Origin of the sequence: Streptomyces sp. NPDC058812 (assembly GCF_042744565.1) — a bacterium.
GTDB lineage: Bacteria > Actinomycetota > Actinomycetes > Streptomycetales > Streptomycetaceae > Streptomyces > Streptomyces thinghirensis.
Genome location: NZ_JBHYOB010000005.1, coordinates 25,568 through 43,368, shown reverse-complemented (window position 1 = coordinate 43,368; position 17,801 = coordinate 25,568). Strand labels below are relative to the sequence as shown.

The 17,801-nt window shown below is 73.1% G+C and carries 23 protein-coding genes; 15 read left to right on the top strand and 8 right to left on the bottom strand.

The window, feature by feature from the left end:
* Window positions 1-69: 69 nt before the first annotated feature.
* The 8 genes from ACFW48_RS11995 to ACFW48_RS11960 all read right to left on the bottom strand — a co-directional run bounded on the left by ACFW48_RS11995 (window position 70) and on the right by ACFW48_RS11960 (window position 7,540).
* Complete coding sequence (locus ACFW48_RS11995; protein ID WP_386313176.1) at window positions 70-813, bottom strand: response regulator transcription factor; 744 nt, start codon at window positions 811-813, stop codon at window positions 70-72.
* Window positions 814-1,056: 243 nt separating this feature from the next.
* Window positions 1,057-1,740 (bottom strand): fasciclin domain-containing protein, encoded by a 684-nt coding sequence (locus ACFW48_RS11990; protein WP_386313173.1) that lies wholly within the window; start codon window positions 1,738-1,740, stop codon window positions 1,057-1,059.
* 483 nt (window positions 1,741-2,223) lie between these two features.
* Entirely contained in the window at window positions 2,224-3,156 is a 933-nt protein-coding gene (locus ACFW48_RS11985) for a M56 family metallopeptidase (RefSeq protein ID WP_386313170.1), read from the bottom strand.
* Between the two features lie 6 nt (window positions 3,157-3,162).
* On the bottom strand, window positions 3,163-3,549 hold the full coding sequence (locus ACFW48_RS11980) for a BlaI/MecI/CopY family transcriptional regulator (protein WP_386313168.1): 387 nt from the start codon (window positions 3,547-3,549) through the stop codon (window positions 3,163-3,165).
* Window positions 3,550-3,627: 78 nt separating this feature from the next.
* Window positions 3,628-3,876 (bottom strand): hypothetical protein, encoded by a 249-nt coding sequence (locus ACFW48_RS11975; protein WP_386313165.1) that lies wholly within the window; start codon window positions 3,874-3,876, stop codon window positions 3,628-3,630.
* Window positions 3,877-4,013: 137 nt separating this feature from the next.
* Window positions 4,014-4,685: a lytic polysaccharide monooxygenase gene (locus ACFW48_RS11970; protein ID WP_386313162.1), complete on the bottom strand. Its 672-nt coding sequence runs from the start codon at window positions 4,683-4,685 to the stop codon at window positions 4,014-4,016.
* A 234-nt stretch (window positions 4,686-4,919) separates the two neighbouring features.
* On the bottom strand, window positions 4,920-7,031 hold the full coding sequence (locus ACFW48_RS11965) for a DUF1996 domain-containing protein (RefSeq protein ID WP_386313159.1): 2,112 nt from the start codon (window positions 7,029-7,031) through the stop codon (window positions 4,920-4,922).
* A 71-nt stretch (window positions 7,032-7,102) separates the two neighbouring features.
* Window positions 7,103-7,540, bottom strand: coding sequence for an ATP-binding cassette domain-containing protein (locus ACFW48_RS11960; RefSeq protein WP_386313952.1), 438 nt, complete (start codon window positions 7,538-7,540; stop codon window positions 7,103-7,105).
* A gap of 158 nt (window positions 7,541-7,698) precedes the next feature.
* Between ACFW48_RS11960 and ACFW48_RS11955 the strand changes: the two genes are divergently transcribed.
* The 15 genes from ACFW48_RS11955 (at window position 7,699) to ACFW48_RS11885 (ending at window position 17,799) form a co-directional block, all read left to right on the top strand.
* Window positions 7,699-8,148, top strand: a complete 450-nt coding sequence (locus tag ACFW48_RS11955; protein ID WP_386313156.1) for a hypothetical protein — start codon at window positions 7,699-7,701, stop codon at window positions 8,146-8,148.
* 11 nt (window positions 8,149-8,159) lie between these two features.
* Entirely contained in the window at window positions 8,160-8,960 is an 801-nt protein-coding gene (locus tag ACFW48_RS11950; protein ID WP_386313153.1) for an SDR family NAD(P)-dependent oxidoreductase, read from the top strand.
* 178 nt (window positions 8,961-9,138) lie between these two features.
* Complete coding sequence (locus ACFW48_RS11945) at window positions 9,139-9,795, top strand: class I SAM-dependent methyltransferase (protein ID WP_386313150.1); 657 nt, start codon at window positions 9,139-9,141, stop codon at window positions 9,793-9,795.
* Window positions 9,796-9,907: 112 nt separating this feature from the next.
* Window positions 9,908-10,225, top strand: coding sequence for a gas vesicle protein GvpO (gene gvpO / locus ACFW48_RS11940; protein ID WP_386313147.1), 318 nt, complete (start codon window positions 9,908-9,910; stop codon window positions 10,223-10,225).
* A gap of 36 nt (window positions 10,226-10,261) precedes the next feature.
* On the top strand, window positions 10,262-10,771 hold the full coding sequence (locus ACFW48_RS11935) for a gas vesicle structural protein GvpA (protein WP_386313144.1): 510 nt from the start codon (window positions 10,262-10,264) through the stop codon (window positions 10,769-10,771).
* On the top strand, window positions 10,768-11,541 hold the full coding sequence (locus ACFW48_RS11930; RefSeq protein WP_386313142.1) for a GvpL/GvpF family gas vesicle protein: 774 nt from the start codon (window positions 10,768-10,770) through the stop codon (window positions 11,539-11,541). The genes ACFW48_RS11935 and ACFW48_RS11930 overlap by 4 nt, the downstream gene beginning before the upstream one ends.
* A 4-nt stretch (window positions 11,542-11,545) precedes the next feature.
* A complete protein-coding gene (locus tag ACFW48_RS11925; RefSeq protein WP_386313139.1) occupies window positions 11,546-11,824 on the top strand; it encodes a gas vesicle protein GvpG in 279 nt (92 codons plus the stop codon).
* A complete protein-coding gene (locus ACFW48_RS11920) occupies window positions 11,821-12,387 on the top strand; it encodes a hypothetical protein (RefSeq protein ID WP_386313137.1) in 567 nt (188 codons plus the stop codon). Before ACFW48_RS11925 ends, ACFW48_RS11920 begins: the two co-directional genes overlap by 4 nt.
* Entirely contained in the window at window positions 12,384-13,280 is an 897-nt protein-coding gene (locus ACFW48_RS11915) for an SRPBCC family protein (protein ID WP_386313135.1), read from the top strand. Before ACFW48_RS11920 ends, ACFW48_RS11915 begins: the two co-directional genes overlap by 4 nt.
* Before the next feature lie 18 nt (window positions 13,281-13,298).
* On the top strand, window positions 13,299-13,643 hold the full coding sequence (locus tag ACFW48_RS11910; protein ID WP_386313132.1) for a gas vesicle protein: 345 nt from the start codon (window positions 13,299-13,301) through the stop codon (window positions 13,641-13,643).
* A complete protein-coding gene (locus ACFW48_RS11905; RefSeq protein WP_386313129.1) occupies window positions 13,640-14,581 on the top strand; it encodes a GvpL/GvpF family gas vesicle protein in 942 nt (313 codons plus the stop codon). Before ACFW48_RS11910 ends, ACFW48_RS11905 begins: the two co-directional genes overlap by 4 nt.
* The gene (locus tag ACFW48_RS11900) at window positions 14,578-14,826 is read left to right on the top strand and encodes a gas vesicle protein (RefSeq protein ID WP_386313127.1); all 249 of its coding nucleotides are present in this window, start codon (window positions 14,578-14,580) and stop codon (window positions 14,824-14,826) included. The genes ACFW48_RS11905 and ACFW48_RS11900 overlap by 4 nt, the downstream gene beginning before the upstream one ends.
* Window positions 14,823-15,116 (top strand): gas vesicle protein K, encoded by a 294-nt coding sequence (locus ACFW48_RS11895; protein ID WP_310869532.1) that lies wholly within the window; start codon window positions 14,823-14,825, stop codon window positions 15,114-15,116. Before ACFW48_RS11900 ends, ACFW48_RS11895 begins: the two co-directional genes overlap by 4 nt.
* Before the next feature lie 102 nt (window positions 15,117-15,218).
* On the top strand, window positions 15,219-16,322 hold the full coding sequence (locus ACFW48_RS11890) for a substrate-binding domain-containing protein (protein WP_386313124.1): 1,104 nt from the start codon (window positions 15,219-15,221) through the stop codon (window positions 16,320-16,322).
* 145 nt (window positions 16,323-16,467) lie between these two features.
* On the top strand, window positions 16,468-17,799 hold the full coding sequence (locus tag ACFW48_RS11885; protein ID WP_386313122.1) for an ABC transporter substrate-binding protein: 1,332 nt from the start codon (window positions 16,468-16,470) through the stop codon (window positions 17,797-17,799).
* Window positions 17,800-17,801: the final 2 nt, after the last annotated feature.

Here is a 17,801-nt window from a genome sequence, read left to right as displayed (position 1 = left end):
AGTCGGACAACTCCCTGACAGTCGGCCGTCGACGACCGGACGTGGTGCACGTCACAGGGTCGGGGACGGTCAGAGACGGGCGGGCCGCCCCAGCCAGTAGCCGAATCCCCGGCGGGTGTGGATCAGCGTGTCTCCCTCCTCGTCGACCTTGCGGCGCAGCCGCGAGACGAGCCGTTCCACGGCGCCGGAGGTCGGCAGGTCGGACCACACGTGACGGCCGAGCTGCTCCTTGGACAGCACCCGTTCCGCGTGCTGGAGGAGGCAGCGCAGCAGGCGGTACTCGCTGGGGGTGAGCGCGATGGGGCGCCGTCCGCGCCGCGCCCGGCGGGACGCCTCGTCCAGGACCAGATCGTCGTAGCGCAGGGCGGGGGCCGGTCCGGCCGGCTCGGCGGCCCGGACCAGCCGCTCTGCGGTGGCGAGGATCTCCGCCGTCTGCACCGGTCCGCCCCCGGCGCCGGACCGCATGCTGCCGAGGAACTCGCCGCCGGCGAGCAGGAGCACGGGCGGACGGACGGGCTCGGCGAGGCTGCCGGTCCGGCCCCCGAGCCGGTGCAGGTCCGGCAGCGTCACGTCGAGGACGACCAGATCGAAGCACCGCTCGGTCAGTCGGGCCATGGCCTGGGCGCCGCCCCGCGCCAGGACGACCCGGTAGCCCGCCAGCCGCAGCGTACTCCGCAGCAGCTCCGCGGTGCGGTCGTCACCGACGGTGAGCAGGACGTGCGGCACGCCCGCACGGCGTGCGGATCCCCCGCCGCGGGACTCGCGCGCGTACGGGTCGGCCGGGGCCGCGGGGGCGAACGGCGGCTTGGGCATGCGCGCCATTTTAGCCGTCGCTTGCGTTACTCAAGCAATACGGTCGTTCTCGGCCAGCGGTCGTTCTCGGCCACCCCGACGAGCCGGGGCCGGCTCGGGGGCCCCGCCGATCAGGGAGGTCACCACGCCCACCGGGGCCTCCTCGGGTTCGAGGACGGTGCGGGCCGGGATGGCGACCCACCGCACGGTGCCGGGGGCGGCCCTCTGCCCGACCGCCCCCGGCACCGTCCGCCCGCTCGCCCGTCAGCTCTTGGGCATCAGGACGGTGTCGATGATGTACACGTTGGCGTTGGCGGTCTTGACGTTGCCGCAGACGACCTTGGCCGAGTCGTTGACCGTGTAGGACTCGTCCGAGCCGGACGTCGTCAGCTTGGACTTCTGCAGCGTCTCGAAGGAGCCGTTCTCCAGGACCGTGGGGGCGAGCTTCTGGCCCACGACGTGGTAGGTCAGGATGTCGGTGAGCATCGCCTTGTCGCCCAGGACCTTGTCCAGGTCCGCCTTCGGGATCTTGGCGAAGGCGTCGTTGGTCGGCGCGAACACCGTGATGTTCTCGGCGTTGTTCAGCGTGTCGACCAGACCGGCCTTCTTCACCGCCGTCACCAGCGTGGACAGCGCCGGGTTGTTCGAGGCGGCGGTGGCGACCGGGGCCTTGGCCATGCCGTCGAAGGAACCGGCACCGTCCTTCGGCACCGACGAACACGCCGGACCGAACGGCTCGTCCGTGCCGACCGTGTCGCCGCCGGCGTCCGCGTCGGCGTCGGCGTCGGCGTCGGCGGACTGGTCGTCGGCTGCCGCGGGGGCCGAGGAGGCCGCCTGGGCGGAGTCCGACGAGCCGCTGTCGCCGTCGTCGGAGCAGGCGACCAGGGCCAGGGGCAGGATGGCGGCCGCGGCGACGGCGACGGCGGAGCGGCGAATACGGGCGTTCATGGGTTCTCCCGGATAAAGGGGCAGCACGAAGGCTGCGTTGGTGCGGATTGCCGTTACGGCGGTGAAGTGGTGGTCGGTCGAAGGGGTGCGCGGCCCCGCTCGTCGTCAGTCGTCGGACCCGCGCCGGTCCCGGTCGGCATCACTCGTCGCGGCGAACACGCTCGAAGGTCCCGCGCTCGCCGCGGGGGTGGCCCCGCTCGGCCGGGGGCCCGGCGCGGGCGTGTGGGGGTCGAGCCGCCCCGCGCGTATGGACGGCAGGGTGCGCGGGCGGGCGGGCCGGTATCGGTATCGGTGTGTCCTCGGTTCTTCCCTCACATGGGGAATCCGGAGCCGGTCCGGCTCTGGATTGGCCGACCACCCGATCGAGCGAAGATATTTCGCAAGTACGCCTGCGACCTGGGGTCTTCTTCAGCGGCGAAGGACGCTCAGAGGGGCGTCGCGGCGCGAAGGACGCTCAGAGGGGCGTCGCGGCGCGAAGGACGCTCAGAGGGGCGTCGCGGCGCGGAGGATGAGGAACATGGTGACGGCGGCGTTCGCGGACGACATCGCCGACACGGCGGTTCCGGCGGCCGCGGCCCATGCCGCCAGGCCCACCGAGGTGAAGACCGAGGGCCAGGTGCGGACCGCGGGAGCGGGGCCCAGCAGGGCCGCCACCCTGCGTGGTACCGGGCCGGGCGCCGCCAGACCGGCGAGGGTGGCGACCGGGGTGCCCCGGGAGACGAGGGCCGCCTTGCCGATCGCGGTCGCCACCGCGCGGCGGCTGCCGACCGCCCGCGCGGCCGCCTCGTCCGCCCACCGCTCCGCCGTGTAGGAGACGGCGGTACGCAGGGGCCGCAGGAACGGGTTGGCCAGGGCGGCGAGCCGGACGGCGAGCAGGAAGCGATGGTGCCGGCCGGTCAGGTGAGCCCGCTCATGGGCGAACAGCGCGCGCCGCTCGGCCGGTGCGAGGCAGTCGAGCAGGGCCGTGGTCACCACCACCCGGTCCCGGCGTCCGCCGGGCAGCGCGTACGCGTAGGGCACGTCGTCCGGCAGCACGGCCACCCCGGTGCCCGGCAGGCCGGCCAGCGCGCGGTGGGCACGGCGACGGACCCTGCCGTGCCGCCACAGGGCTCGTGCCGAGGCCGCGACCACCGCGCACAGCGCGGGGATCGCCGCCTTGCCCACGACCTCGTCGTACGGCACCGCCGCCCGCACCTCCGGGTCGGACCAGCCGTCCGGCAGGGGGTTGCCCGGCAGCTGCGCGGTGCCGACCACCATCACCAGGGCCAGGCACACCGTGCTGCACAGGGCCATCACCGCGGCCACGGCGGTGAGCAGCCGGGTCGCGGTGCGCGGGTGCAGGTGCTGTTCCGCCAGCCGGGCGATCGGCCATGCCGTCAGCGGCAGGACCAGCGGCAGAAAGACGAATACCCCCATGCGGCGTCAGCCGTCCCCCGCGTCGCGTGCGTGAGCGAGCAGTTCGCGCAACAGCCGCTCGTCCTCCGGGTCGAGGCCGGTGACGAAGCTGGCCAGCACCGCTTCCCGGTCGCTCTCGCCGTCCAGGACCTTGCGCATCTTCCGCGCGGCCAGGCCCGCCTGGTCCGAGGCCGGTGTCCAGGTGAAGGAACGGCCCGCGCGCTCGCGGCCGACCGCGCCCTTCTCCAGCAGCCGGGTCAGGATCGTGATCACCGTGGTGTAGGCGAGGTCGCCGCCCAGTCGCTCCTGCACCCAGCCGGCCGTCGCGGGGCCGTCCGCCTCGCGCAGCGCCGACAGCACCAGCGCCTCCAGCTCGCCCTGCCCCCGCCGCCGCGGACGCCGGTGATCGGTCACGGCCCGTCTCCTTCCGCCGCAGTCCCACGCCTGTCCGATGTCTGTCCGAGCCGACATCGTATAGACGCGCCGGCCCCGTCAGCCGCCCAGGCGTCTGGCGTACCGGTGGCACGGGACGGGGAGGGGCCCGTCGGGACCTTGCGCGGCGTAGTCGAACGGGCCCTCGTCGGTCCAGCCCTGGCGGGCGTGGAAGCGGCGCGCGCGGGCGTTGCCGGGGTGCCGCAGGGCGCGGGGCAGGGTGTCGTCCGGGCCCAGGTCGGCCCGGTAGACCGCTTCGGCCGCCGGACGACCGTGGGTGCCGAGGTCGTAGTAGTCCATGGGGTCCATGCGTCCATGCGTCCATGCGGGGACGTGTACCGCACTCCGGGACGGCCACGAAGTACTTCGCGGGACGGTCGCACCGACCGGTGTCCCCGCCGGACGCGTTTGCGCCCGGCGGGGGTGGGGGGCGGGGATGGCGCGGATCAGCCGAAGTCGACGTCGCTGCACAGGAAGTACGTCTGGTCCATGTGCGACGCCTGCCAGATCGTGTAGACGACGTGCCGGCCGCTCAGGCCCGAGGTGCTCACCGGGATCTCGTAGTTCTGGCTGGGGGCGTAGCTGCCGGTGCTCGCGACCAGTTGGAGGTCGTCCCAGCCGAGGGCCTGCGTGGCGGGGTCGAAGCCCTGCCGGGTGACGTAGACCTTGAAGTAGTCGGCGCCGTGGCTGGCCTGGTCGTACAGCTTGACGGTGAAGTTGTCGGTGACGTCCGTGGTCTGCCAGGCGCCCACGGTGTCCAGGGAGTTGTAGCGCCCGCCCTCGGTCCGGCCGCCGCTGCACAGCTGGCCGTCGGGAACGACCGCCTCGAAGTTGCCCGCGGAGCCGTTGCGGTACAGGCCGTTCCAGTTCCACATCGCGTTGGGGTTGTCCTGCCAGGCCTGCCAGCACATGGGGTCTTCCTGCGCCATGGCGGGGTTCTGGAAGTCGCCGCCCCAGCGCTGCCAGCAGCCGTAGTTCCGGGAGGCGGGGTCGACGACCGAGCCGTGGGCGACGGCGGTGCCACTCCAGGGGATCAGGGCGAGCAGTGCCGCGGTCAGGGTGCCGAGGGCCACGGTCGACGCACGCCGGATTCCCTTGTTGCGATCATGACAAGTCACGACGTCCTTCTTTCGCGTGGGGGGACAGCGATGGAGGGTCGAGGATCGGAAGCGCCACCATTGGGAGCGCTCCCAATGCCTTTTGGAGAACAGGCTGCGCCCGGGCAAACGGAATGGCAATAGTTGAAATGCGCCAGTTCCCGCCCGGCGATGGCGCGTTCGATGCGGTCGTGCGGCGGGCGGACAAGGCCTGGCCCTGCCCCCGCCCGCCGTCACGACGGCGTCATGCCGGTGTCACATGGAGCGCCGCCTGGAGCGGATCAGCAGCACACAGCCACCGGCGAAGAGGACGCCTCCGGCGGCCGCGGGCCACAGGCCCAGGCCGGATCCCGTCTCCGCGAGGCCGCCGCGCGTCGCCTGCGGTTCGGTCGCCGACCCGGCCGCGGCGTCCTCACCGCCGCCCGTACCCTGCGTCGCCCCGGGTGCGGGCGCGGCGCCGCTCGCGTCGTCCGGTGTGTCGTCGGCGGGTGTCGTGGCGGCCCTGGGCTCGGCGCGCGGGGAGGCGTCGTCGTCCCGTTCCTGGGCTGGGGGCGCGGACGCCTGCCCGTCGTTCCGCCCGGCACCGCTCCCTCCGCCCTTCCCTTCGCTCTCTCCGTCGTCCCGGCCGTCCTGCCCGGGGACCGCGGGTGCCGAGGCTGTGGCGGTCCGCTCGGCCGGGGGGTCGGAGGCGTCAGGGTTCTCGGTCGGCTGCTCCTGCGGATCCTTCGTAGGGTTCTCGGTCGGCTGCTCCTGCGGGTTCTCGCCCTGGCCGGGCTCCGATCCCGGGGGCGTGTCCGGACCGCACTCGCGGCCGCTGTTGATGCAGTCGGCCATCTCCCGCATCAGGTCCTCGTCGAAGACGTTGATGAAGTCGCTGTGGTCCGTGACCGGCTTGTGCAGCTGCTCGGGAAAGGAGTCCACGGCGAACAGCGGAACGGTCCTGCCGCCGTCCTGGAGGCTGGGCGCGTCCACGTCGTACACGACGCGCTGGACCAGTCGCGGGATGGCCCGGAACCCGTCGGGACAGGTGCCGTCGGCGGCGGCGAAGGCCACGTGGGTGCGGTGGTTGGCGCTGTCGATGTTGCGGCCGTCCCAGCAACTCTGGAAGGTGAAGGTGCGCACCACGTCACTGCCGGACGGACAGAGCGGGTACTTGTCCTTCAGCTGCCGGTCCTCGAAACCGGTGCAGCTCCAGGAGGCGTTCGCGTTGGTGTCGCCGTTGACGAACGCCTTCGCGTCACCGGTGATGATGCGCAGCAACCGCGGCATCTCCGTGACCTCGCCGCGCTCGTTGCCCTCGAACCTCAGTGTCACCTCGGCGGGCGTGACGATCTCGCCGGCGTTGCCCTCGATGCCGCCGCCGGGTGACTCGGCGTCCTGTTCGACGGTGCCGTTCTGGAGCCTGAGCACGGGCCAGTAGTACGAGGACTTGTCTCCCTGGTCGGCGCAGCTCGTGCCGGCGGCGGCCAGGTCCTCGTCGCTGGAGAAGGCGTCGTTGGCCTGGTTGCCGACGTAGTCGTGGAAGTGGTGGGCTCCGTTGCTGACGCCGGGGGCGGCGATCAGGTTGTCCGAGTTGAACAGTCCCTCGGCGTTGACGCCGCAGCTGGTGGCGAAGGAGCCGGTCGAGGCGTTCTTCTGCCGGGGCGCCTGCACGACGTTCGGCCGGACGGAGTTGATGTCGGCGTAGTCCGCGGCCACGGGGCCGTTGCCCGCCTGTCCACCGTTGCCGGGCTGCTGCCCGTCACCGGTCTGTCCGTCGTCCCCGTCGTCCCCGGTGTTTCCGGTGTTTCCGGTGTTCCCGGGTTCTTCGCCCTTGCCGTTCTGCTGCTGCCGCTGCTGGTCGGGGCTGCCGCCAGGTGCGTCCGTCGTGGCGACCTCGGTGCGGCGCAGCGTGCACTCCGCCAGGGTGTCCAGGCCCTCGGGGCGTTTGCCGGCCTTGCCGATGACGGCGGCGATGCGCTCGATCGTCCCGGCCCGCTCCTTCTTCAAGGGGTCGAGGATGGCGCCCTCGTCGAGCTTGGCGTCGTCCGCGGTGCGGGCGGCTTCCTGGAGTTGCCGGTAGGCCGCGGCGATCTGCTCGTCGAGCCGGGCGAGTTCCGTGTCGACGTCCGGCCTCGCCTGCTCCGGCACCGTCGTCAGCCGCTCGCTCAGGTCGGGGCAGTCGACGGTGGCCGCCACGCCGGAACCGCCCAGGGGAACGGCTGTGTCGCCGGCTTCGGTCGCGGAGGCGAACACATTCACGGCCACCAGGCCGCCGCCTCCCAGTATCAGCGCGAATGCCCCGAAGGTCGCGCGGCGCGCCCCGGTCGGGCGTCTGCGCCTGTTGTGTCCCAAGGCGTGCTCCTGTGTCGTGGCGGACTCGGACATGAAATGCCCCCGGCTCCATACGGAGTCGGGAGCCGGAGCGTTCAAACGCCTCGCGGATTCTCAGGAGTCCCTCACCTCACGGGCGCAGGATCAAGCCGGACCGGGTCGCCCTCCTTCGTCTCCACCCGCAGGAGCTGGGGCAGCGCCACCGGCATGTCGGAGCCGTAGTGGCCGAGGACGCGCTGCTGGAGGTAGCTGAAGCGAGTCCCGTCGGTGACCGTGAGCGGCTTGTCGGTCAGGCCCACCACGACCAGCCGCCCCTTGGGCGCGGGGACGGAGACCGCCTGCTCCCGCACGGACGGCACGCACGCGAAGTCGAGGAGTGGGAGGATCTGGGCCTGGATCGACACGTCCGGGGCTGGCACGGCCTCGACCAGCACGAGCACGCGGGGCTGCACGGCGAGCGCCCGCGCGATGGCGAGCGGCTGCCGCTGACCACCCGACAGCTGCCGGGGGCCGCGCGTCGGCCTCCTCCCGCTCGCCGAGCCCTGACCCTGCCGCGCGAACAGTTGCTGTCACCGCCGAAGGGGGGCGGACACAAGGGCTGAGGGGACCGGGGGATCGGTCCGATGCGGCACGGGAGGCTCTGTTAGGAGCCGGGGTTCGGGGAACCCGGGGCCCGCCGTACACACCCGCGCGCCAGCGCCCACGCCGAGGGAGTCACCGGATGTCACTGACCAAAGGCCTCGTCGCCGGAGCGGCCGGCACCGTCGCGCTGAACCTCACCACGTACGGCGACATGCTGCTGCGCGGCCGGGGGTCCAGTGGCATGCCGGCCCAGGCCGCGGACCGGTTCGTCAACCGGGCCGGCGTCGATCTGGGCGACGAGGAGACCACGACCAACCGTGAGCAGGCCGCCGGAGCCCTCCTCGGCTACGTCACCGGCCTCGGGGTCGGGGCGGCCTACGGGCTGCTGCGGCGCGGGCGCGGCGCGCTGCCCGACTGGGTGGCCGGTCCGCTGCTCGGAGCGGCCGCCATGGCGGGCAGCGATCTGCCGGCCACGGTGCTCGGAGTGACCGACCCGGCCTCGTGGGACCGGCCGTCATGGGTGTCGGACATCGTGTCGCATGTGGTGTACGGCTTCACCACGGCATCGGTCTACCAGGCACTTCGCTGAACGGAGGAACCATGGCCGGCAGCAGGCCGCTCGCCCTGGTCACCGGGGCGTCCAGCGGAATCGGGTACGAACTCGCCGCCCTGTTCGCAGAACACGGCCACGACCTCGTGGTCAACGCCGAGGACGACCGGCTGGAGCACGCCGCCCAGCGGCTGCGGGAGACCGGCGCCGAGGTACGGGCCGTGCGTGCGGATCTCCGCACCGCCGAGGGCGTGGACCGGCTGGTCGCCGCCCTGACCGGGCTCACCGTGGACGTCGCGGCGCTCAACGCGGGTGTGGGGCAGGGCGGCGCCTTCGTCGACACCGACCCGACCGACGACCAGTCCGTCATCGACCTCAACGTGACGTCGACCGTGCGGCTCGCCAAGCCGCTGCTGCGGGACATGGTGGCGCGCGGCGTGGGCCGGCTGATGTTCACGTCGTCGGTGGCGGCGACGATGCCGGGCTCCTTCCAGTCGGTGTACAACGCCTCGAAGTCTTTCGTGCAGTCCTTCGCCCAGGCGTTGCAGGAGGAGGTCGAGGACACCGGGGTCACCGTCACCTCCTTCATGCCGGGCCCGACGGAGACCGACTTCTTCCGGCGGGCCGGGATGCAGGACACCAAGGTCGGCACCATGGACAAGGACGACCCCGCGCAGGTCGCCCGGCAGGCGTACGACGCGGTCATGAAGGGCCGCGGGAAACTGGTCACCGGCTCGGCGAAGACCAAGGCGCAGGGCATGGCCGACAAGGTGCTGCCGGACCGCGTCAAGGCCGCCGTACACCGCCGGATAGCGGAGCCGGGGACGGCGCCGGACGGCGACGGCCGGTAGGACGGGTGGGGCCGGCAGAACGGCGGGCGGACGGTAGGACGTGGGGAGGCCGGTAGGACGTGGGGAGGCCGGTAGGGCCGGGGGGGGAGGCGGCCGGTCGCCCGGCGGGCCCTTGTCGGCGGCTCGCTCCCGGTGGAACGATGCGCACGGCACCGGCTCACCCACCGAAGGGACCGTCGTGACCGACGAGCAGCAACGGCCGCGAGCAGCCGCCGCGTTCGACGCGCTGGGCGCCGAGTACGAGAAGGCGTTCGCCGGCTCGAAGACGCACCGGCGCTCGCTGGAGTGGCTGCTCGGACGGCTCGCGCCGGGCAGCAAGGTGCTGGACGTGGGCAGCGGCACGGGCCGGCCCACCGCCGAGACCCTCGCGGGCGCCGGGCACGACGTGCTGGGCGTCGACGTCTCCCCCGTGATGGTGGACCTGGCGACGCGGCAGGTGCCGACCGCGGCCTTCCAGTGCGCCGACGTCCGTGACGTACCGCTCGCGGACGGCTCGTTCGACGCGGTCTGCGTGTACTTCTCGCTGCTCCAGCTGGACCGGCGGGAGCAGGCGGACCTGGTCCGGCTGCTGGTACGGGCGCTGAGGCCGGAGGGGTACATGGTGCTGGCCACCGTGCCGTTGGACGTGGACGGCGTCGACGCCACCTTCATGGGTCAGCCGGTGCGCGTGTCCAGCTTCACCGCGCAGGGGCTCACCGCCGTGGCCGAGGAGGCCGGCCTGGAGGTGCTGGCGCGGGAGGCGTCCCTGTTCACGCCGGCCCACCCGGACGCGCGGCCGGAGCCGCACCTGTTCCTGCACTGCCGGCGCCGGGCCGCCATCTCACCGAGCACCTGACGCGGCCACCCGCGGGTGGTACGCCGTCGCGGTCGTGAGCGTCGGCCCCCCGTAGCCCCGGATGGGGTAACTGCGCACGCGCTGCCCCGGGTCCGCGGCCAGAGTGGGCAGCATGACAGAACCTGGCGAGCGGCGGCGCGGCACGACTTCCACGAGGACGCGCGAGCGTGCCGTGCGGGGCGCTCGGGACGCCGCCCAGCGCGCCGCGGACGCCCTGTCCGAGCTGATCCGGCACCGCCTGGAGGGGGTCTCCGCGGTGTGCCGGAGCGAGGACGACGGCTGGATCGTCAACGTGGACGTGCTGGAGGTGGCCCGTATCCCCGACACCACCAGCCTGCTCGCCACCTACGAGGTCGAGCTGGATTCGGCGGGCGACCTGCTCCGGTACCGCAGGGTCGCCCGCTACCGGCGCGGTGCCCAGGACCAGTGACCGGGCCGTGCGGCCCGCACCCGGAAGGACCACCGCATGATCACCTACGACGACGAGGTCGTCTGCGCGCCTCGCGCCGGCACCCTCTACGACGTCCTCGAACTCATCCTCGACCGCGGCATGGTGATCGACGTCTTCGTGCGCGTCTCGCTGGTCGGCATCGAGATCCTCAAGGTGGACGCCCGCATCGTGGTCGCGAGCGTCGACACGTACCTGCGGTTCGCCGAGGCGTGCAACCGCCTGGACCTGGAGCACGACGTGCGCTCCAAGACCGTTCCCGAGCTGTTCGGCGGGCCGGTCGCCAAGACCATAGGCAGGGCGGGCGCCAAGCGGACGGCGCGCTCACTGACCGACAAGGTGCGGGACGTCCTCACGCCCGAGGAGGAGGCGGCGGAAGAGGAGGAGGCCCTCCCCCGCGAGCACAGCCGCGAGCGCGCGGCACGCGGCCGGAGCCCACAGCGGTCACGTGGCCGACCGACCGCGCGCCCCCGCGAAGAGGACGACCGCCCGCGCAGCCGCCGGCGCACGGAGACGGAGGACGAATGACCGCGCCCGCCACCGCCGGCACCACCGGCACCACCGCCTCCACCCCGGAGGCCCTGTACGTCTACGGCATCACCCCCGCCGGGGTCCGTACTCCCCGCTTCCCCGGCGTCGACGGCGCCCCCGTACGGCTGCTGACCGAGTCCGGCCTGTGCGCGGCGGTGTCGGCCGCGCCCCCACGGCTCCGGCCCCGACGCCGTGACCTGTTGGCCCACCAGGCCGTACTGGACGCACTGGCGGAGCAGGGACCGCTGCTGCCCATGCGGTTCGCGGTGCTCAGTCCCCGGCCGGATGCCCTGCTCTCCCAACTGCGTGCCGACGCCGCCCACTTGTCACGGCAGCTCGACGAGGTCCGAGGGTGCGTCGAACTCAACGTCAAGGGAACGGTCGTGCCCGGCCACTTCGCCGATCTGGTGCGCCGGGACGAGAGCCTGCGGAACCTGGCCCTGCGGACGCGGCGCCGTCCGGACTACGAGGCCAACGTCCGGCTGGGTGAGGCGATCGCCCGCGGGGTCCGCCGCGAGGCACGGCGCGCGGCCCGGGAGGTCCTCGACCACCTGACGCCGCTGGCCGTCCGCACGGTGCAGGGTGCGACCGACGACGAACAGGTGCTGAGCGCGTCGTTCCTGCTGCGCGCCACCGACGAGCGGCGGTTCCGGCAGGCGGTCGACGTACGGGCACGGGACTGCGGGGACCGGCTGGCACTCAGCGTGACCGGGCCCCTGCCGTGCTACAGCTTCGTCGACCCCCGTCCCGCGCCGGCCGGGCGGTGACGCGGTGGGCATCGTGAGCGGTCTCCTGCTGCTGCCCCTCGCCCCGGTGCGCGGCACGGCGTGGATCGCCGACCACCTGCTCCAGGAGGCCCGGCGCCAGGCCCACGACCCGCGTGCCGTCCAGGCGCGTCTGGCCGCACTCAACCGAGCCCTGGACGAGGGCGCCATCGACGAGGCGGCCTTCGAGCGGGAGGAGGAGCGCCTGCTCACCCTCCTCGAACGGCCGTACCGGCCCACCGGCCGCACCACAACCATGGAACGAGCGCAGAGAAGGCACGTATGAGCGACAGCAAGGCGGCCATGGCGGCGGCCGTGGCGGGCGGGTATCTCCTGGGCCGCACCAAGAAGGCGAAACTCGCCTTCGTGGTCGGCTCGTACCTCATGGGCCGGCGCGTCGGCCTGTCCCCCGGCCAGGTGCTGTCCCAGGGCCTGGCCGGCCTCCAGCGGACACCGCAGCTCCAGGAGCTGACGGACCAGGTACGCGGCGAGCTGCTGACCGCCGGGCGCACCGCCGTCACCGCCGCGGCGAACCGCAGACTCACCGGTCTCGCGGACACCCTTCGCGACCGTACCGACGCGCTCACCGGCGCGGGCCGACGGAACGACGGCGACTACGACTACGAGGACGACGGCCCGGACGAGGAGGCCTACTTCGACGAGGAGGACCGGGCGGAGGCCCGGCGGGCCGCGTCGGCGCCGCCCCGGAAGACGGCCAAGAAGGCTCCCCCGCGCAAGGCAACGCCTCCCCCGACGGCTGCGAAGAAGACCGCGAAGAAGACGACCAAGAAGACCGTGCCGACGAAGAGGAGCATGAGCTCGGGCCGGCACGGAGGTGGGCGCGGATGACCCCCGACCGGCAGGGCGACGGCGGACCCTCACCTTTCGGCGATCTCAAGGACGCTCTCGGCGGCTACCTCTCCGCCACGGGGCACAGCCTCGTCGGCAAGGCGGGCGAACGGATCGGCGGCCTGACGGACCGTCTGACCGAATCCGCCGAGGGCGGTGGTTCCGGCAGCAGGAGTGGTTCCGGCGGTCTGGGCGGTTCCGGGAGCAGCGGCGGCAGTGTCAAGGCGACGCACATCATGGAGACCGTCGACATCGGCGTCCCCCTGCGCACCGTCTACGACCAGTGGACGCGGCTCCAGGACTTCAGTGGCTTCACCAAGGGAGTCCGCAGCGTCAGCGCCAACGACGAGGTGACGTCCGACTGGAACGTCAAGGTCGGCCCTTCGAGCCGCAGTTGGAAGGCGACCGTCCAGGAACAGGTTCCCGACGAACGGATCGTCTGGACCTCCGAGGGCGCCAAGGGCAGTACCCGCGGGGCGGTCACCTTCCACGAACTGGCGCCCCGGCTCACCCGGGTCGTCGTGGTCGTCGAGTACTACGCGGCGGGCTTCTTCGAGAAGACCGGCAACCTCTGGCGCGCCCAGGGGCGGCGGCTGCGCCTTGATCTGAAGCACTTCGCGCGCCAGGTGACCCTGATGGGCGACGAGGAGGTGGAGGGCTGGCGCGGCGAGATCCGCGACGGCGAGGTCGTGCGCAGCCACGAGGAAGCGCTGGAGGAGGAGAACGCCTCCGACGACGACGCCGAGTACGAGGACGACGAGGAGGAGGACGAGGACGCCGAGTACGAGGACGGCGACGAAGGCTCCGACTACGACGACGAGGACGAGGAAGGTGAGTACGACGACGAGGAAGAGGCGTATGAGGACGACGAACGCGCCCGCCCGCATCGCTGACGCCGCCGGGAGTGTGCGGTGACAGACGTCGACCACCGGTTCGCGAGCCCGGAGACACAGCCCTACGCGCCTGTCACCGGCAACCTCGCCGACCTGCTCGAACGGGTCCTCGACAAGGGCATCGTCATCGCCGGCGACATCAAGATCGACCTGCTCGACATCGAACTGCTCACCATCCGCCTGCGCCTGTTCATCGCCTCGGTGGACACCGCGAAGAAGGCGGGCATCGACTGGTGGGAGACCGACCCGGCGCTTTCGTCCAGGGCCGCGCGGGACGCGCTCGCCGAGGAGAACGAGCGGTTGCGGGCCCGGCTCGACGCTCTGGAGGGGGCCGCCGAGGAGACGCCGGGAGCCGCCCGGTGAACGCGCCCCCGGCCGGACCGGCGGCCCCCGTCCTGGTCTGCGCGTTCGCCGTCACCCGCACTCCGCCGGACCTCGCCACGTCGGCCGCGGCGACCGGCCACGAGGAGGGCGGTCCGCTGCGCGTGCTGCGCGCGGGCCGCCTGTGCCTGGTCGTCCAGGACGTCCCCGCGGCGTTGTTCGACGAGGAGGCGCTGGCGGAGCGGCTCAACCGGCCCGACGACCTGGAACGCTGCGCCCGTGCCCATCACCGGGGCGTCGAGGCCGCGGCCCGGCGGGGCCCGGTCGTTCCGCTGCCGATGGCGACCCTGTACCGCGGCGACCGGAGCGCGGAGCAGGCCGTCGCCGCCCGGGAAGCGGTACTGGGCGCGCTGCTCGACCGTCTCCGGGGCCGTACGGAATGGGCGGTGAAGGTGCACGCCTCCGACGGTGCGACGAACGCCGCCGCCGCTGCCGGCGCCCCTGCCGACTCCGGTACCGGCACGGCAACGCGTGGGCGTGCCTACCTCAGCCGGGCCAGCGCGCGGCGACGCGACCGGCAGAACGCGCACGGGAGGGCCCTGGCCGAGGCGGACGCCGTCGACACGGAGCTGCGGCGGTACGCCGTCGACGCGACGCGGCACCGCCCGCAGAGCGAGCGGCTGACGGGCCGGCGTGCCCCGCAACTGCTCAATGCCGCCTACCTGGTGGAGGACGCGGACACCGCCGCCTTCGAGCGCGCCCTGGCCCGGCTCGCCGCCGACAGCCGGCACACGGCCGTCGAGGTCAGCGCCTCGGGCCCGTGGATCCCGTACTCCTTCGCCCGCTGGGACGCGGCCCCCGACGTCATGGCCTCGGACGCCACGGACCCGGACGCCACGGAGCCGCGCCCCACGGAACCGCACCGCACCGCACCGGATCGCGCGGAACAGCGCCCCATGGAGCAGGAGACCCGCTCATGACCTCCCTGGACACCCGCACGCCGGGCCCGGCCCCCGTGCCCTGGGGCGGACCGGAGCCGTACGCACCGGTCGGGGTGCCCCTGGTCGACCTCCTCGACCGGGTGCTGGCGACCGGTGTCGTCGTCAGCGGCGACCTGGTCCTGGCGATCGCGGACGTGCCGCTGGTGCGGATCTCCCTGCACGCCCTGCTGTCGTCGGTGAACGAGCGGGTGCCTGCCCCCTGGCCGGACAGCGGGCCGCTGTGACCGCGCCCCGGGCACACGCCCTCGACCTGGACCCCGAACGGGTCACGAACGACCTGGCCGCCCTGGTCCTCACCGTCGTGGAGCTGCTGCGCCAGCTCATGGAACGCCAGGCCGTGCGCCGCTTCGACGAGGGCACGCTGAGCACGGAGCAGGAGGACCGGCTCGGCACGGCGCTCATGCTGCTCGACGAGCGCATGGACGACCTGTGCGCGCAGCACGGCCTGAGCCGCAGTGACCTGAACCTCGATCTGGGCCCGCTGGGACCGCTCCTGGCGGACCCGGAACCGTAGCGGCCGCCCGCCGGGCGGGACGGCGGGGCACCCACCCGGGACAAGCGATCGCTATGATGACGGCGAATCGCTCAAACGAACATTCTCGGGTGGGGAGACCTGATGCGGGAGCCGGTCGATCTCAGGCGCCAGCGGATTCTGGCGGCGGTCCAGGCGCGCGGTACCGCGCGGGTGCGCGATCTCGCCGACGAGTTGCAGGTGTCCGTGGTGACGGTGCGCCGTGACGTGGAGGAGCTGACGCGGGAGGGCAGGCTGAGCCGCGGGCACGGTGTCGTCCGGTCCACCCTGGCCGCCGAGGAGGCACCCTCCGACGTGGCCGGGGCGGCGGCCGGGGACCGGGTGGCCGTGGTGGTCCCGGTGCGGCACTCGTACCTCACCGAGGCGCTGCACGGTGCCCGCACCGTCCTGGAGGACGCCGGGGTGCGCATGGCCCTGCACCTCGCGCCGCAGGCGTCCGGTGCCGAACGCCCGCTGGTGGAGCGGGCACTGGCGGACGGGGCGCACGGGCTGCTGATCGCCCCCCGCTGGCGCGGCCGGGCCGAGGAGGAGGCCGACCACGAGTGGCTCGCCGCGCTCGGGGTGCCGACGGTGCTGATGGAACGCCGCCCGTGGCGCGGCAGCGCGCTGCACGCGCTGGACTCGGTGTGCTCGGACCACTGGTACGGCGCGCATCTGGCCGTGGAGCACCTGGTGGGGCTCGGTCACCGGCGCATCGTGTTCGCCACGCGCCACGACAGTCCCACCGCGCGCTCGCTGCGTGCCGCCTTCGCCGAGATCGCCGAGGCGCATCCGCTGGTGGAGCAGTGGGCGTGGACGCTCGTCGCGCCGGAGGCCGGGGCCGACGGGCCGTACTCGGCGGACGAGACGGCCGAGTTGCCGGCGCTGATGCGCAAGGTGGGCGCGACGGCCATGGTGCTGCACGGCGACGTGGACGCGCTGATGATCGTCCAGCGGCTGGCGGAGGAAGCGGTACGCGTGCCGGAGGACTGCTCGGTCGTGGCGTACGACGATGTCGTGGCCGGGCTGGGCTCGCCGCCGCTGACGGCCGTGTCTCCGCCGAAGACCGAGGTCGGGCGCACGGCCGCGGAGCTGCTGCTCCAGCGGCTGTCCGAGGCGCCCGGCAGCCGGCCGGGCCGACGGGTGGAGTTGTTGCCGCGGCTGACGGTGCGCGGGTCGACCGCCCGACCGACCCGCCCGACCGCCTGACCGGCCGCCCGATCGCGTGAGCGTTTGATCGCTTTATTTTCTTTTGATCGATCTATTGACCGTTTGAGTCGGAGCGTTCAGGATTCCCGTGTCCCGAACAGTCGTGTCCGCACCCACGCGGACCGCAGGAGCCGCGGGAGGCGCCATGCCCGGACGACCCAGCCGTCGGTCCGTGCTCGCCGCGATGGCCGCCGTACCCCTGACAGGAGCCGTGAGCGCCTGCAGCGGGGGGAACGGCGCCTCGTCGGCCCGCACGAGCACCACCACGCGCGTCACCTTCTGGTCCGCCCTGCGCGGCAGTCAGGAGGTGGTCGACGCCTTCAACCGCACGCACCGGAACATCCGGGTGGAGTTCCAGCAGATCCCCTCCGGAGGGCAGGGCGGCTACGCCAAGCTCAGCAACGCCGCCCGGGCCGGCAACGCCCCCGACGTCGCCACCATCGAGTATCCACAGGTGCCGGGGTACGCCATCGACGGCGTCGCCCGCGACATCACCGACCTCGTCAGCGACGGCCTGCGCCGCAAGCTGCTGCCGCAGGCGCTCGGGCTGACCACCTTCGAGGGCCGGGTGTTCAGCGTGCCGCTGGACGTCGAGCCCATGGTGATGCACTACCGCGCCGACCTGTTCGACCATTACGGGCTGAGGGTCGCGCGCACCTGGGACGAGTTCGCCGAGCAGGCCGCGACCGTGCGCCGCGAGGCGCCCGACCGGCGGCTGGTGCTGTTCCCCACCGACGGGATGACGCAGTTCGCCTGCTATGCCTGGCAGGCGGGCGCCCAGTGGTTCGACACCTCGCGCGGCGCCTGGAACGTCTCCCTCGCCGACGCGCCCTCCCGGCGGGTCGCGGACTACTGGCAGGGACTCATCGACCGGCACGACGTCTTCGTGAACGCCGTCGAGAGCAGGCAGGCCGACGCGCAGATCGGCAACGGGCTGGTCCTCACCCGGCTCACCGGCGCCTGGGACGCCGGCGCCCAGATGAACGCGCGGCCCGGGCAGAAGGGCCAGTGGCGGATCGCCCCGCTGCCGCAGTGGGACACCGGCAGCCCGGCCGCCGGCACGCACGGCGGTTCCACCTTCGCGGTCACCAAGGACAGCCGCCACCCCGAGGCCGCGATGGAGTTCATCGAGTGGCAGGTGTCCCACCCCGACGCCCTGCGCGCCCGGCTCTCCAGCGGCACCAGCAGCCAGTACCCGGCCGCTCCCGGCCTGGTCTCGGTGGGGCGCGACGCCTTCGACCGGTCGTACTACGGCGGGCAGGACGTCTACACCCTGTTCGAGCGGGAGGCCGAGAAGATCGGCGAGCAGTGGCTGTGGGGGCCGCGGATGAGCGCCACCCAGAAGGTCATGCAGGACTCCTTCGCCCGCGTCGGCGCCGGCCAGGGCTCCCTCGTCGAGTCACTGCGCACCGCGCAGGAGGGCACCATGCCCGATCTCAAGGCCCTCGGCCTGTCCACCACCCAGCACAGCACCTGAGC

Excerpts from the sequence above, each read along its gene's own strand:
- ACFW48_RS11990 (WP_386313173.1), bottom strand. The coding sequence starts at position 1,740 with ATGAACGCCCGTATTCGCCGCTCCGCCGTCGCCGTCGCCGCGGCCGCC.
- gvpO (WP_386313147.1), top strand. The coding sequence starts at position 9,908 with ATGACAGAACCTGGCGAGCGGCGGCGCGGCACGACTTCCACGAGGACG.
- ACFW48_RS11965 (WP_386313159.1), bottom strand. The coding sequence starts at position 7,031 with ATGTCCGAGTCCGCCACGACACAGGAGCACGCCTTGGGACACAACAGG.
- ACFW48_RS11915 (WP_386313135.1), top strand. The coding sequence starts at position 12,384 with ATGACCCCCGACCGGCAGGGCGACGGCGGACCCTCACCTTTCGGCGAT.
- ACFW48_RS11890 (WP_386313124.1), top strand. The coding sequence starts at position 15,219 with ATGCGGGAGCCGGTCGATCTCAGGCGCCAGCGGATTCTGGCGGCGGTC.
- ACFW48_RS11930 (WP_386313142.1), top strand. The coding sequence starts at position 10,768 with ATGACCGCGCCCGCCACCGCCGGCACCACCGGCACCACCGCCTCCACC.
- ACFW48_RS11955 (WP_386313156.1), top strand. The coding sequence starts at position 7,699 with ATGTCACTGACCAAAGGCCTCGTCGCCGGAGCGGCCGGCACCGTCGCG.
- ACFW48_RS11950 (WP_386313153.1), top strand. The coding sequence starts at position 8,160 with ATGGCCGGCAGCAGGCCGCTCGCCCTGGTCACCGGGGCGTCCAGCGGA.
- ACFW48_RS11900 (WP_386313127.1), top strand. The coding sequence starts at position 14,578 with ATGACCTCCCTGGACACCCGCACGCCGGGCCCGGCCCCCGTGCCCTGG.
- ACFW48_RS11985 (WP_386313170.1), bottom strand. The coding sequence starts at position 3,156 with ATGGGGGTATTCGTCTTTCTGCCGCTGGTCCTGCCGCTGACGGCATGG.
- ACFW48_RS11935 (WP_386313144.1), top strand. The coding sequence starts at position 10,262 with ATGATCACCTACGACGACGAGGTCGTCTGCGCGCCTCGCGCCGGCACC.
- ACFW48_RS11975 (WP_386313165.1), bottom strand. The coding sequence starts at position 3,876 with ATGGACCCCATGGACTACTACGACCTCGGCACCCACGGTCGTCCGGCG.
- ACFW48_RS11885 (WP_386313122.1), top strand. The coding sequence starts at position 16,468 with ATGCCCGGACGACCCAGCCGTCGGTCCGTGCTCGCCGCGATGGCCGCC.
- ACFW48_RS11995 (WP_386313176.1), bottom strand. The coding sequence starts at position 813 with ATGCCCAAGCCGCCGTTCGCCCCCGCGGCCCCGGCCGACCCGTACGCG.
- ACFW48_RS11920 (WP_386313137.1), top strand. The coding sequence starts at position 11,821 with ATGAGCGACAGCAAGGCGGCCATGGCGGCGGCCGTGGCGGGCGGGTAT.